The organism is Vibrio cyclitrophicus (assembly GCF_024347435.1).
In the GTDB taxonomy this organism is placed as follows: Bacteria; Pseudomonadota; Gammaproteobacteria; order Enterobacterales; family Vibrionaceae; genus Vibrio; species Vibrio cyclitrophicus.
Map to the genome: position 1 here is coordinate 554278 of NZ_AP025481.1, position 17401 is coordinate 571678.

General features: G+C 46.7%; 1 protein-coding gene. It reads left to right on the forward strand.

Translation table 11 applies throughout. The features are described from left to right. Positions 1-165: 165 nt before the first annotated feature. On the forward strand, positions 166-17391 hold the full coding sequence (locus OCW38_RS17485; protein WP_261896348.1) for a tandem-95 repeat protein: 17226 nt from the start codon (positions 166-168) through the stop codon (positions 17389-17391). Positions 17392-17401 lie beyond the last annotated feature (10 nt).

Here is a 17401-nt window from a genome sequence, read left to right on the forward strand (position 1 = left end):
ATCACAATAACTAAGGATCTTTAAAAGCAGTTTTCAAATTTTTTTTGATTCTTTATGTATAAAAACAAAAATATGAAAAAAGTTGTATAAAAACTTGGTTTTCCAAAATGGTGTCCTTTAATGCCTCTAAATACGATCAGTTAGCTAGTAGCAACGGAGGCTGTAATGGCAGGCGAAAATAACCAAAACAACCAAAATGAAGATCTCAATGACGCGGTAGAACAGACGGACACGAACGACGCGGGTACGCCCTCCCAACAGCAGAATCAACAAAATCAACAAAATACGATTGCGTCGACGGTAGCGACGGGTGCTGAAAATACGGATGCGGCAGACGAAATAAACCAGGCTTTAGAAGATAACCCGAGTGGTGCAGGCAATGCTGAAGATGCCTCTGCTTCTGGCGCGGCTGTTCAAGAAGAAACAACAGAAAGCGGTAGTGATTCAGATGCTGCTCAATCTAACGTGGTTGATGGTGCAGCAACAGAGACAGGCACAGATGGTGCCACAGCTGGGAGTGGCGGCTCAGGAGCAGGGGCTCAAGCTGTAGGTGGTGGAGAAAGCACGTCTTCTGACGGTGGGACAGATGCGGAAGGTAATGAAGGGCAAGGTCAAGCAGCAACAACATCTGCTTCGCTTAACGCTGATTCTTCTGATTCTGGTGAGCAACAAGCTAATGACGATTTAGATTCACAAACGATAGAAGAGACGTTTGCAGTTGATGTTCAAGCTTCTGATGAAGAGAGCATCAGTGAAGTAGAGGATGACTTTGATTCTGAAACAGTAAGCGAAACGTTCAAAATCCAAGTAGAAAGTGAAAATGATGCGCCAGAAGTAGAACAAGACCTGGCATACATCATGGATGAAGATGGCTCCATAACATTCACTCAAGAACAATTACTCGAATACGCAAGTGATGTTGATGGAGATGAACTGGTTGCTTCTAACGTTCAAGTCGGCGCAGATGCAACGGTTCAAGATAATGGTGATGGCACTTTCACGGTTGTTCCTTCTGCAGATTTTAACGGCGAACTTGATCTAACTTTTGATATCAGCGACGGCCAAGATACCGTAAGCAGCGCAATTGATTTAACGGTTCGTCCTATTAATGACGCGCCTGTACCAGAAGATAAAACCTTTGAAATAGAAGAAGACGGCACACTCATCTTCACTGATGCGGACCTGTTAACAGGTGCTACAGACATTGAAGGCGACAACTTAACGGTTGAAGGTGTGACCTACGATGGTGGCGACGGCATTCTTACCGATAACGATAACGGCACATACACCTTTGCGCCAAATGAAAATTTCAACGGCGACGTAAACTTCAGCTTCGATGTGTCTGACGGTACCGATACGGTGTCTGCGAACATTGATGTAAGTGTGGCAGCGGTTGATGATGCGCCGGTATCTGGCGACCTAGCATACTCAGTCGATGAAGATGGTTCGATTCGTCTAAGCCAAGAGCAGCTTTTATCGCAAGCGTCTGATGTGGAAGGCGATGACCTAACTGCTAGTGGCCTAACAGTTGGCGGTGATGCGACGGTTACTCAAAACGACGACGGCAGCTTCACCATCACGCCAGATGAGAACTTCAATGGCGATATCGATATCAACTTCGATATCTCAGATGGTACTAACACAGTTCAAGCTTCAGCAGACCTTACGGTTAACCCAGTTAACGACCTACCAGTTCCTCAAGATCAACAGTTCAGTATTGCAGAAGATGGAACTCTACAATTTACCGATTCAGACCTGCTTACAGGCGCAACCGATATTGAGGGTGATGATTTAACGGTTGAAGGCATCAGTTATGAAGGGACTGATGGGGTACTGACAGACCATGGTGACGGCTCATACAGTTTTGCGCCAAATGAAAACTTTAATGGTGAGGTTAACTTTAGCTTCGATGTGTCTGATGGTACCGATACCGTATCTGCAAACATTGATGTTAGCGTGACTCCTGAGAACGATCCGCCAGTCGCGGGTTCAACGTCTTACACGGTGAATGAAGATAATTCGATTACCATTTCTGATGCACAACTATTGGCAACATCTTCAGATATTGAAGGTGATGTATCCATAGACAGCGTGACTTACTCGGGTAGCGATGGTGTCCTTGAAATCAACGGTAATGGTACTTACACCTTCTCACCAAACGAGAATTTCAATGGTGAAATCGCTCTAGATGTAGTGGTTGCCGATGAAGAAGGTGCAACCGATGCCACAACCGCTGGAATTACCGTTCTTGAAGTGAACGATCCGCCAGTTGCAGGCCCAACGTCTTACACCATTGATGAAGACTCAGTACTGACATTCAATGAATCGCAAGTGCTACTTAATGCTTCTGATGTTGAAGGGGACGTTGAGCTTGTTGGTATTAGCTACGATGGCCCAGATGGTATCTTCTCGGTTAATGGCGATGGTACTTGTAGCTTCGCTCCGAATGAGAACTTTAATGGCCAAGTTCAGCTTGATGTGACTATTCGTGATGAAGATGGTGCAGAAGTTGATACTGTCATCAATGTTGATGTTCTGCCAATTAATGATGCGCCAGTATCGGGTGACTTGGCGTACAACGTTAACGAAGATGGTTCAATCACATTGAGCCAAGAACAGTTGCTGTCTCAGGCGTCTGATGTTGAAGGCCAAGACCTAACTGCGAGCGACCTAACGGTTGATGGTAGCGCGACAGTAACCGCTAATGATGATGGTAGTTTTACCATTACACCAGATGCGAACTTCAATGGTGACATTGATATTCAATTCAACCTCAATGATGGTACTGACACGGTTCAAGCAACTGCAGATCTTACTGTTAATCCAGTTAACGATTTACCCGCTCCTCAAGACCAACAATTCAGTATTGAGGAAGACGGTACGCTGCAATTTACTGATGCCGATCTATTGACTGGTGCGAGCGATATTGATGGTGATGACCTAACCGTAGAAGGTATTAGCTATACAGGTGGCGATGGCGTACTGACCGACCACGGTGATGGTACTTATACCTTTGCGCCAAATGAAAACTTCAATGGTGATGTGAACTTCAGTTTCGATGTGTCTGATGGTACAGAAACAGTCAGCGCCAACATTGACGTTAGCGTCACGCCTGAGAACGATCCGCCAGTTGCGGGTTCTACCTCATATATGGTGAACGAAGACAATGCCATTACTATTTCTGATGAGCAATTGTTAGTAAATTCATCTGACGTTGAAGGCGCGGTATCGATTGATAGCGTGACCTACAGCGGCACAGATGGTGTGTTCCAAGACAACGGTGACGGCAGTTATACCTTCCTTCCTAATGAAAACTTCAGTGGTGATATTAGCCTTGACGTGATTGTTGCTGATGAAGATGGTTCGATTGATGAAACCACCGCGGGCATTACCGTTCTAGAAGTGAATGACCCACCGGTTGCAGGTCCAACGTCTTACACCATTGATGAAGATTCTGTTCTTACATTCAGCGAATCTCAGATTTTAGTGAATGCCTCTGACGTTGAGGGCGATGTAGAGCTAGTCGGCATCAATTACGACGGCTCGGACGGAATCTTTATCGTAAATGGTGATGGTACATGTAGCTTTGCACCCAATGAAAACTTTAATGGTCAAGTTCAACTGGGTGTGACCATTAAAGATGAAGACGGCGCAACGGTTGATACTCATATTAATGTTGATGTACTACCTATCAACGATCCACCGACTTCTGGTGAATTGGCTTATACCATTAATGAAGATAGCTCGATCACTCTGAGCCAGGATCAATTGCTAGCTCGAGCGGGTGATATTGATAGCGAAAACCTAGAAGCTATTAACCTGTCGACCGATGAAAACGCGACCATCCAACAAAACGACGATGGCAGCTACACCATTACACCAGACGCAGACTACAACGGTGACCTAGACCTGAACTTCGATATCATCGATAACGACGGTGGTTCAGTTCAAGTTGGCCTAGACATTACCGTGAATCCGCTGAATGACTTGCCACAAGCGCAAGATCAACAGTTCTCAATTGAAGAAGACGGCACACTACTCTTTACAGACGCAGACCTACTCGCAGGAGCATCAGATATTGATGGTGATGAACTGTCGATTGAAAACGTGCTCTACACTGGCGCAGACGGCGTTCTTAGTGATAATGGTGACGGCACATACAGCTTTGCTCCAAACGAGAACTTCAATGGTGAGGTTCAATTCTCATTCGATGTTTTTGATGGCACAGGCTCAACGGCTGCTGTTATTGATGTCAGCGTAACGCCAGAGAACGATCCTCCAGTCGCAGGTTCAACGTCTTATACAGTTCAAGAAGATGGCCAAATCACGATCAGTGATGAGCAGTTATTAGCGAACTCTTCCGATGTTGAAGGTGACGTTGCTCTATCGAGCGTGACTTACGCTGGTGACGACGGTTCGTTTGTTGATAACGGTAATGGTACTTACACCTTTACGCCAAATGAAAACTTCGATGGTGATATTTCACTAGACGTAGTTGTCGTTGATGAAGCCGGTGCAACCGCAACAACAACCGCTGGCATCGATGTTATTGCTGTGAATGATGGACCTGAAACTTCGGACATTCAGGCTGAGGTAGACGAAGATAATTCAATTACCATTACTCAAGAGCAGTTACTTGCGAATGCAACTGACGTTGAAGGTGATGAGTTAACGGCATCTAACTTACAAACCAACGATCCAGACGCAACAATTGTTACTAATGACGATGGTTCATTCACCATCACGCACACAGAGAACTTCAATGGCGAGTTGGACTTTACATACAGCATCAGTGATGGTGACAATGAAGTTCTAACCACACTCGACTTAACGGTTAACCCAGTTAATGATGCGCCAGAAGCGGGCGAAGAAATCTTCATTCAAGCACAAGAAGACCAAACGGTTGGTGTGACGCTTCGTGAAGAGCCGGCACTACGCCTGGATCAAGCACCAGAAAACGGCATCATCGAAGCAAATCTTGACAATGAGTGGGTAGTACTGGAAGTCGGACAAGAAGTGCCTGCTGATACAGAAGTACGCTTTGTTCCAAGTGAGGGTGCTCTGGCTGAAGGAACACATACCACGCAAATTGGTACCTTCGACGATAATGCGAGCGTAGACGATTGGGGCACAGAAGTAGACCCATACACGCGTGAGTTCTCGGATGGCGACTTAACGGTAACGGTTCAAAGTAACGATGATCCACTTGGCGCTTGGAATGGTAACACACACATTGGTCACGGCCTTGGTGATACCGATCGCCAAGGGCTGAGTGGTGATGAAAAACTGACTGTTTCAGTTGAAGGCCAAGACATCAACGAAATCAGTTTCCACCTAGATGGTTTAGGTGGTTGGTTCATGGAAGATTCACGTCACTTTACAGAAGTAGAAATCAAAGCATTCAATGAGGATGGCGACCTAATTGACTCGATGACTTACCACAAAGAAGATCGTGGTGGTTATGAGACTGATTACACGCTTACCGTCTCTGAACCTGTGTCTTACTTTGAACTCGGTACGGTACAAGGAAATGGTACTTACGTCGTTCAAAACATGACAGTGTCACAAACCTGTCATGATGAAGCCGTGTTTACTTCGATTGGTGTAGACGGTTCTGAAATCACTGAAACGGTTGAGTTGAACATCCATGCGGGTGACAACGAAATCGAGCTAACGGCTGATCTTCCAAATATCACTATCGATACGGAAGGTTCTGCTCAGTTTGCTTCTGTTGTGATTACAGAAGAACAGTTACTGGCACAAGCCTCTGATATTGATGGCGACGACCTTGATATTCAAAATCTAGAGCTGGTGGGTGAAAACTCAGAGCATGCAACACTGACTGATAATGGTGATGGTACTTGGACGGTAACACCGGATGAAAACTTCCATGGTGAAATCGAACTGGGTTATCAAGTTACCGATGGTGAATTGACCGACGACAACATCATTAACATTAACTTCGAGTCGGTGAATGATGCACCAATCGTTTCTGGTCCAATGGTGCTATCGACAGACGAAGACCAAGGTATTACTTTCAGTGCTGATGATTTATTGGCGAACACTACAGATGTGGAAGGCGATACGCTGTCTATTTCTGACATCACTTACGGTGGTGATCACGGTGACTTGGTCGACAACGGCGATGGCACGTTTACCTTCATGCCGAATGAAAACTTCAATGGTGAAATCGACATCGATTACAAAGTCTTCGATGGCACCGATGAAGTAGCAACGCACCTAGATCTAACAGTTATACCAGTCAACGATATTCCTGTTCCAGGTGAGCCGCTACACACCCAAATGCTTGAAAACGGCTCCATGATCATCGAAGCGAAAGACCTATTGTCTGGTGCGACCGATGTTGATGGTGACATTCTTCATGTTGAAAACCTACTACTTGCAGACCAAACGCAAGGTACCTTAACGGATAACGGTGATAATACCTTCACCTTCGAGCCTGCAGAGAACTTCTCTGGTGAAGTGAATCTGACCTTCGATATCAGTGATGGTCAAGCAAGCGCGCCAAGCATTGCAACAGTCGACGTTGAAATTGTCAACGAAGGCCCTGAAGTTAGCGGCCCAATTGAAGCGGCGGTTGATGAAGATGGTTCAATCACCATTACGCAAGAGGACTTGTTGGCGAATGCAACCGATGTCGATGGTGACAACCTTGAAGCGGTTAACTTTGCGACCAACGATCCAAATGCGGTTATTGTAGAAAACTCAGACGGTAGCTTCACAATCACACCAAGTGCAGACTTCTTTGGTGAGATTGAGTTCACTTACGATGTCACTGACGCAATTGAGACAGTGGCAGCCGATCTTAACCTGATCGTAAATCCAATCAACGATGCGCCAGACGTTCCAGACATGTCTTTCACAACGGAAGATGGTCAAGCAATCACCATTACCGAAGCTGAACTATTAGCACAAGCGACAGACGTTGAAGGCGATGCGCTGTCTGTTGTGAATGTGACTAGCGCGAGCGACACGGTAGAAGTCACGGACAACGGTGACGGTACATACACATTAACGCCAGAGCAGGGTTTCTTCGGCAATGTTGACTTAACGTTTGATGTGAGTGACGGCACCAACGTGGTGGCTGCAAACATTGACCTAAAAGTTGAGTTCGTCAATGACACGCCAGAAGCGACGCCAATGGTTGCAGATGTCGACGAAGATGGTTCAATTCTCGTTACACAAGAGATGTTGTTGGAAAGCGCGAGCGATCAAGATGGTGATGAGCTGTTTGCGAGTGCGCTGGAAACCAATGATCCAAATGCCAGCATTGTAGACAATGGTGACGGTACTTACACAGTAACACCTTCTGAAAACTTCAACGGTGATATTGCATTTACTTATGAGGTAAGTGACGGAGAGCTAAGCACATCTAATGACATGACATTGACCGTTAATCCGGTGAATGACATTCCAATTGTTGCTCCAGGCATGTATCACATTGAAGAGGATGGCAGCATCCTGTTCACTCAAGAAGATCTGTTGAGTGGTGCGATTGATATTGATGGTGATGACTTAAGCGTTACCAGTATCAATTATTCTGGCGATGAAGGCACAGTCACCGATAACGGCGATGGCACGTTCAGCTTTGTTCCTGAAGAGCACTTTAGTGGTGACCTACAGTTCAGCTTTACGGTTACCGATGGCACAACTGAAGTAGAGCAAGACCTAAACGTTCATATTGAAGCGGTCGCGGATGCGCCAGATCTTGTGATTACCGATGGCGACGGCGTTAACGTTGATGATGAAGCTATTTTGGTTGAGCCTGGCGGCATTGTTGAACTGAACATTGCAGCGGCGCTTGTCGACCAAGATCTATCAGAAACACTGACTGTAACGGTTGATGGTGTGCCGGAAGGTTCTGTCATCCAATACGATAACGAAGGCGTTCTGAATGACCAAGATAACGGTATCACCAGTTACAACGATACTGAAATCACTGTAACGTTTGAAGGTGAAACCGCAGGTTACCAAAACACCGCGGGTTACTACAAAGTTGACGAAGACGGTAACATCACGGGTGTTGAAGTCGTTTATGAAAACGCATCACAAGTTGATGGCGGTGGTGACCTTGTTCCTGGGCAAGATCAGTTCAGCTTCCAAGTCGAGGAAGGTGAGAGTTTCAACTTGTTCTTGATTCCAAACGGACATCAACACAATGACTTTGACGCGATGCAAGACGGTCAGTACGAGTTCCGTGCAGCGGATGGTTCACCAGCGAACATGGACACGGTTGATCCTCAACTTGTCTTTGTTGCTGCAGATGGAACCGAAACCGTAGTGCAAGGGCAGAACGGTGACGCGATCTTCCATGGTGGTTCAAGCTCTCAGCTAAACCAAGATGGTATCGAACATACTCGTACGACGGTTAATGAAGACGGCGAGCTGGTTTACGGCTTTGAAGATTTGTATGGCGGTGGTGACGCTGACTACACGGACTTCAACTTCACAATCGATGTGGGTGAAGTGAACAGCCAAATCTACAGCGGTGAAGTGACGGTTGGTCCTGATGGTACGGTGAACTTACCAACAACGGCAATCGAAAATGCGCTACAAATCCAGTTACCAGAAGACTTCAACGAGCAGCTTGAAGTTCATGTAACCGCAACCGCAACAGAGCTATCGAATGATGATTCTGAAACGGTCTCTCAAACCATCTACATTAACGCGACAGGCGCCCACATTGAACATGCACCTGAAGCACTTCCTGTTGCTGCAACTGTGGAAGAAGATGGTTCTATCATCATTACGCAAGAAGACTTGTTAGCTAATGCTCGTGATCTCGATGGCGACCAGCTGACCGCTCTGAATTTAGCAACTGATGATGAGAGCGTTACGATTACCGATAACGGTGATGGTACTTACACATTAACGCCAGATGCTGACTTCAATGGCGATGTTAACTTCACATTTGATGTATCGGATGGTGATGATGTTGTCTCTACCAATCTTGAGTTAACCGTTTCACCAGTGAATGATGGTCCAGGAGCGCAAGACCAAGCGTTCACAGTTGGTGAAGACGGTGTGTTAACGTTCAATGACCAAGACCTATTAACGGGTGCAACGGACATTGAAGGGGACGACCTAAGTGTTGAAGGTGTGACTTACACTGGCGCAGACGGTGTTCTCACAGATAACGGCGATGGCACATATAGTTTTGCGCCAAACGAAAACTTCAATGGCGATGTGAACTTCTCGTTCAATGTATCAGATGGTACCGATACGGTAACTGCTAACATTGATGTCAGCGTGACGCCAGAGAATGATCCTCCAGTGGCGGGTAGCACGTCTTACACCGTTCACGAAGACAACTCCATTACGATCAGTAACGAACAATTGCTAGCGAACTCTTCAGATATTGAAGGGGAAGTAGCGATTGATAGTGTTACCTATAGTGGCAGTGACGGTGTTCTAGAAATCAACGGTGACGGCACATATACCTTCTCTCCAAACGAGAACTTCAATGGCGAAGTTAGCCTTGATGTGGTTGTTGTGGATGAAGACGATGCAGCCGTATCGACTACCGCGGGTATTACAGTCCTTGAGGTAAACGACCCTCCTGTGGCTGGTCCAACGTCATACACTGTCGATGAAGATTCTGTACTGACCTTCAATGAGACTCAAGTTCTATTGAACGCATCTGATATCGAAGGTGATGTACAGCTCGTCGAGATTAACTACGATGGCCCAGACGGCATCTTCTCCATCAATGGTGATGGCACATGTAGCTTTGCACCGAATGAAAACTTCAATGGCCAAGTACAGTTAGATGTGACCATTCAAGATGAAGACGGCGCTCAAGTTGATACTCATATTACGGTTGATGTCTTACCAATCAATGATGTTCCAGTATCAGGAGACTTGGCATACAGCGTTGAGGAAGACGGTTCGATTACCTTGAGCCAAGAGCAACTTCTATCTCAAGCGAATGATGTAGACGGTGATGACTTAACCGCTTCCAACCTAATGGTTGATGGTGATGCGACGGTTACCGCTAACGATGACGGTAGCTTTACCATCACACCAGATGCGAACTTCAACGGTGATATTGACCTAACGTTCGACATCAACGACGGGGTAGACACACTTGTTGCTACCGCTGACTTAACTGTTAACCCGGTTAATGACTTACCACAACCACAAGATCAAGCCTTCAGTATTGGTGAAGATGGCGTCTTGAACTTCACTGACGAAGACTTGCTAACAGGTGCGACAGACATCGATGGGGATGACCTATCGGTTGAAGGTGTGACTTACACTGGCGCCGACGGTGTTCTTACTGACAATGGCGACGGAAGCTACAGCTTTGCGCCAAACGAAAACTTCAATGGTGATGTGAACTTCAGTTTTGATGTATCAGATGGTACCGATACGGTTCAAGCCAATATTGATGTGAGCGTGACACCAGAGAACGATCCACCTGTTGCGGGTAGCACGTCTTACACGGTTCATGAAGACAACTCAATTACTATCAGTGACGAACAGTTACTTGCCAACTCTTCAGATATTGAAGGTGAGGTCGCGATTGACAGTGTGGCTTACACAGGTGCCGATGGTGTCTTGGAAGACAACGGTAACGGTACGTATACTTTCTCGCCAAATGAAAACTTCAACGGCGAAGTTAGCCTTGATGTTGTCGTTACCGATGAAGAGGGCGCAACTGAAGCAACCACCGCGGGTATTAGTGTACTTGAGGTGAACGATCCACCAGTGGCGGGCAGCACGTCTTACACGGTTCATGAAGATAACTCCATCACGATCAGTAACGAACAATTGCTAGCGAACTCTTCAGATATTGAAGGTGAGTTTGCGATTGATAGTGTGGCTTACAGCGGTGCCGATGGTGTATTCGAAGACAACGGTAACGGTACATATACCTTCTCGCCAAACGAAAATTTCAATGGCGAAGTGAGTCTAGATGTTGTTGTTACCGATGAAGAAGGGGCAACGGAAGCAACGACAGCTGGAGTTACTGTTCTTGAGGTGAATGATCCACCAGTCGCGGGTTCAACCAGCTACTCTGTCAACGAAGACGAAGTTATCACCATCAGTGCCGAGCAACTGTTGGCGAACGCTTCTGATATCGAAGGTGAAGTGGCGATTGATAGCGTTAAATATACAGGCGCTGACGGTATCTTTACTGACAACGGTAACGGCACATTCAGCTTTGCACCGAATGCAAACTTCGACGGTGATGTGAGCCTCGATGTAGTGGTGACAGATGAAGACGGTGCGACAGTTGCCACCAGCGCAAGTATTGATGTTTTGCCAATTAACGATCCACCAGTATCGGGCGACTTGGCGTACAGCATTGATGAAGATGGCTCGATTATTCTGAATCAAGAGCAATTGCTGTCTCAAGCTTCTGATGTGGATGGTGATGAGCTTACGGCAAGCAACCTAAGTGCGGGCGATAATGCAACCGTTGTTGATAATGGTGATGGCACCTTTACGGTAACGCCAGATGCGAACTTCAATGGCGATATCGACCTAAGCTTTGATATTTCGGATGGTACAGAGTCAATTGTGGCAAACGCCGATCTGACGGTAAACCCAGTTAATGACTTGCCAACGACATCTGATGTTTACGCGAACGTTGATGAAGATAATGTCATCACGATCACGCAGGAGCAACTACTTGCGAATGCCGCTGATATTGAAGGTGGTGATCTTGTCGCTTCCGACTTAACCTTGGTGGGAGATGATGCAACGATTGTCGATAATGGCGATGGCACATTCTCGATCACTCCAAGCGAAAACTTCAATGGCTACATCGATGTGGCTTACAGTATCAGCGATGGTGACACACCGATTGCGGCTAACTTAGGTTTGACGGTTGATCCAGTTAATGATGCGCCAATTGTTTCTGCTGATGTTGCGATAACCATTGAAGAAGATGGTTCGTACACCATTACTCAAGAAGAACTCCTACAATTCGCGACTGACATCGAAGACGATGACATGACCGCAATTATCGGAGAGCAGGGCGATGAAACGACCGTAACCGGTACGGTGCTGGATGCTGAAACGGGTAGCCCAGTCGTTGGTGCAGACGTCACAATGACCGATAACGCCGGTCACTCATACACTACGGTGACAGACCAATTTGGTCACTACTCTGTGAGTGGTCCAGTTGTTGACCAAGGTACCGTAACTATTGAACAAGAAGGCTCTATTACCAGCAGCTTCCTTATACCAGCAGGTGAAGATACCAATGGTGGCGTAACCGCAATATCTGAAGTCCTTGAAGAAACAGATATGCGTATCGTCGTGACCTGGGGTGAGAGCCCTCGTGATATGGATAATCACCTATGGCTTTACGATACAGAGAATGGCAATGAGTTAGACCATATCTATTACCGCGATATGAGCCACGACCTTGGTGAAGGCAATGTCGTCCAACAAGATGTTGATGACACAAATGGCGGTGGCCCTGAAACCATCACTATTCCAAATTATCAAGATGCTGACATGCACTATTCAGTACACAACTACACCAACAGAAGTTGGGATGTAGATGGTGTTGAAGATGTGCAGGTTCAGGTGTTTGTTGGCGATACTTTGGTTGAGACCTTTACTCCAGACTTGCCTGACAATCCAACGGGTGAGCATTGGCATGTGTTTGATATCGTTAATGGTGTTGTAGTTCCAAGCCAAGATGTAGGCAGCGAGAATGCGTTTGATTTGCCAACGGCTGAAGAAGCGCTCGCGAATGAAAACGGCATTAATATCTCTGAGTTGCTAACGGGTGATGAAGATGGAGACTCTGGTGAAACGGGTGGTAACGAACCAAGTGTTGGAGACGTCTCAATTGAGAACGCGCTTATCACTGACAATGGTGACGGCACTTACACCATCACTCCTGAAGAGAACTTCAACGGTGAATTCTCGATTAGCTATAACGTGGACGATGGCAACGGTGGTGTTACTCCAGCAGAACTAGACGTCACCGTTACAGCCGTTAACGACCTTTCTGTTATTTACGACCACGACTACACCATTAATGAAGATGGGTCGTTGATCTTTACTGATGAACAGCTATTGGCTGGTGCAACGGATATTGATGGCGAGAACCTTTCTGTCGAATCGGTTAATTACGAAGGTACCGACGGTGTGTTCACGGATAATGGCGATGGTACTTATACCTTTGCTCCAAACGAGAACTTCAATGGTAACGTTGACCTAACTTACGATGTCAGTGACGGTACCGATGTTGTATCGGCAAACATTGATGTGCAAGTTGTCCCAATTAATGACGTACCGGTTGCTGGAACCACTGCTTACAGTGTTGAAGAAGATGGCAGCATTACCCTAAGCGATACGCAACTACTGGCGAACAGTTCAGATGTTGAAGGGGAAGTGTTTGTCAGCGATGTCAGCTACAGCGGCACCGATGGTGTGTTCACTGATAATGGTGATGGTACTTACACCTTTGCTCCAAACGAAAACTTTAACGGTGATATCAGTCTTGATGTCTCTGTAATGGATGAAGATGGCGCAACTGCTGAAACAACTGCAGGTATCGACGTCATTGCTGTTAATGACTTGCCAGTTGCAGGTTCAACGACCTACAGCGTTGACGAAGATAACGTGATTACCATCTCTGAAGCGCAGCTTATTGCGAACAGCTCAGACATTGAAGGTGATGTATCCGTTAGCGACGTTTCCTACTCTGGCGCGGACGGTATCTTCACTGACAATGGTGATGGCACTTACAGCTTCGCAGCAAACGAAAACTTTAACGGCGACATCAACCTTGATGTGACGGTTATTGATGACGATGGCGCAACGGCTGAAACAACGGCTGGTATTGAAGTGATTGCCGTCAACGACGCACCAGTATCAGGTGACTTGGCTTACTCAGTCGATGAAGATGGTTCAATCACGCTAAGCCAAGAACAACTGCTTGCTCAAGCATCGGATTTGGACGGCGATGATCTTACCGCGGCTAATCTAACCGCGGGTGATAACGCTACCGTTACGGCAAACGATGATGGTTCATTTACTATTACACCGGATGCCGACTTTAATGGTGATATTGACCTTAGCTTCGACCTTTCTGATGGTACTGAAACGGTTGTTGCAACGGCCGACCTTACTGTGAATCCAGTGAATGACATCGCGGTTGTAGAAGATGTCGCTTACACCATTGAAGAAGATGGTTCACTTACCTTTACAGACGAGCAACTGCTAGCGGGTGCTTCTGATATTGATGGTGATGAGCTTTCAGTTGCTGATGTGTCTTACACTGGCGCAGAGGGTGTGTTTACCGACAATGGCGATGGCACTTACACCTTTGCTCCAAACGATAACTTCAACGGTGAAGTAAGTCTGGACTTCTCAGTATCTGACGGTACAGAGACGGTTGATGCAAACATCGACGTAACGGTAACAGACGTTAACGATGCACCAGTGGCAGGCGCAACGTCTTACCAAATGAACGAAGATGGCACCATCACATTGAGCCCTGAGCAGTTGATTGCTAATAGCTCAGACGTTGATGGTGAAGTGTCGCTTGAAAGCGTGACTTATTCAGGCTCTGACGGCTCCTTGGTTCAAAACGATAACGGGACTGTGACCTTCACGCCGAGTGAGAACTTTAACGGTGATATCAGCTTAGATGTGGTCGTGACCGATGACGACGGTGCGACTGCAACAACAACGGCAGGTATCGAAGTTCTGGCTGTGAACGATGGACCAGAATCTGAGGAAGTGGAACTAACCACAGCCGAAGACAGCACCATTCTTATCACACAAGATATGTTGTTAGCTCAAGCTACCGACATCGATAACACCGCAGACGAGCTGTCAGCTTCTGGTCTACAAATCGATCCTAGCTTGGGTGAGTTGTTAGACAACGAAGATGGTACTTGGTCATTTACGCCAAACGAAAATTTCAATGGCGATGTGCCAATGACGTTTAACGTTAGTGATGGCCAAGAGACAATTTCAGTCGACGGTAACATCGATGTCACGCCAGTGAATGATGCACCTGAAGCGCCAATGATTGAGATGCAAGGCGAAGAAGATGTGGTCATGGTGATTGACCCTGCTTACATCGCGGATCAAGTCACAGACCTTGATGGTGACGAGATCAGCATCGAAAGCATCACGGTTCGTGCTCCAGCCAATGCGACCTTAACTCAGCAGCCAGATGGCATGTATCACTTAGTGACTACTCAAGACTTCAATGGCTTGGTAGAACTGGGTTATCAAGCAACTGATGGTGAAGAAGTGGTTGATGGCTCGCTTAATGTGGATGTCATTCCGGTTAACGACGCACCATTTAACGTCGGCAACGCAATGATGACCACAAACGAAGATGGCGCGTTCACCTTTGATGCTGGCGACTTGATGAACTTGTTCGGTGACATTGATACCGCTGACCTTGTGGTTTCACGCATCATCACCGCAGACGGTGAAGATGGCGGAGAAGTAACAGACAACGGCGATGGTACTTGGACATTCACACCAACGGGTGACTTTGCAGGCGTTTCAGACCTACAAGTTGTCGTAAGTGACGGTGAGTTCGAAACGGTTCTCGATGTTCCTGTGTACGTACGTCCTGCCGCAGATGGTGCGGTTATTTCAACTGACCATGACGGTCCATTAGTCTTCGGTGAAGATGAAACGGGTCACTTAGGATTGAACGTTGGCTTAGTCGATGATTCAGAAACACTCAGTAACTTGGTGATGACAGGTTTTCCGGTTGGATTTGAGGTGACGGATGGCGTGAATACCGTGATGATCACCGAACCAAGTCAATACATCGACCTATTTGATTGGGATATCTCGAACATTCAAATGACGCCTCCAGAAGACTTCCATGGCGAGTTCTTCGTAACTGTAAGCGCAACAACGGTTGATTATGGAGATGAGCCGGAAGCGTTTGAGGATGGCATCGACTCAGGTGACTTTGAAACTGTAGCGGGTGATTCCATCATCCTAACCGCTGATGACCTAATCGGTTTAGCTGAGAATGTGAATGCTGATAGCGATGATGAAGTGAAACTGGTTCATCTAGCAGACCGAAGCCAAGGTGAGATTGTCGATAATGGCGATGGCACCTGGACGTTCACGCCAGCATCAGGTTTTACTGGCGAAGCAGACATTGCTTACGTGATTGATAAAGACGGCGTGCTTCATGATGAGCAAACTGGCGTAGTCGTGAAAGAAGGTGACTCGCGAGAGAATGCAGCACCAGAAATTAACAGCATCACAACCACTGAAATAGCAGCGGATACAACCTTGTCGTTCACTGATGAAGACATGTTAGCGAACCTGAGCGATGCAGAAGGCGATAGCTTTCGCATTGAGTCAGTAAGCTTGATGGAAGGTCAGGGCGTAATTGAGAGCGATAACCAAGGTAACTATCAATTCACACCGGCTGAAGACTACACCGGCGATGTTCAAGTTGGATTTATAGCGACCGATGGCGAAAACCGTATCGAAAGCTTCTTCAATGTTGATATACAAGACGCCGAAGAATTAGCCCTAAGCGAAGGCTATGTCTTAGCGGGTGATGGTTCATTAATCATCACAGAGTCACAGCTGGTGGATGAGTTAGGTGTGAGTGATTCTGCACAAGTTGCTGATGTTGCCGACGCGAATGATGCAGGCTTCTTCGCTGAATCAGGCGAAGGTCAGTGGACATACTGGCCAAACGAAGACTTCGATGGCAATTTAGCGATGAATGTTGAAGTCAACGATGGCAGCGAAGTATCAAGCCACAGCTTAAGCATCCAAGTAGCCGATAACTCAGCACAAAGTGATGAACCACCAGTTCAAGCTGCTCAAGTAACAGAAGAGCAACAACTAGATGTGGTTCAGCAAACTGTTGACCAAGTTCAAGATGTTGAAACTGAAGTCGAGAACAGCGTGGCTGATGTTACAGCGGCACCGGGCGATACTATTTCTATCTCGGTTCCAGATGAGGTGAGTGGTAACGAATCGGTTGATTACGCTGATATGTCTGGCTTACCTGAAGGCGCTACTGTGAGCAACGCACTGGATAACGGTGATGGTAGCTTCACAATCAGTGGCAACCTAGATCAGCCTGTATCCGTAGAACTTCCAGAAGGGTACGAAGGTACTAGCGAGGTGCAATTCCAAGGTTACGATGATTTGGGTAGCTCAATAGACGGTGCAAGCGGTTCTGTTGAAGTTGAGATCGACGATCAATACACCATGCAAGGTTCGACGCAAGAACAGCAACCGGACATGGCAGGTATGGAGTCTGGCGGCAGCGACTGGACAAGTTCAGGTGGTCAAGAGCAAGGTGTTGACTTCACCGACGATTCTGGCAGCTTCGATTCAGATTCTCAAACTGGAACTGATCAAGGCAACGACTTAGACCAAAGCCAAATTTAACCCAATGAGT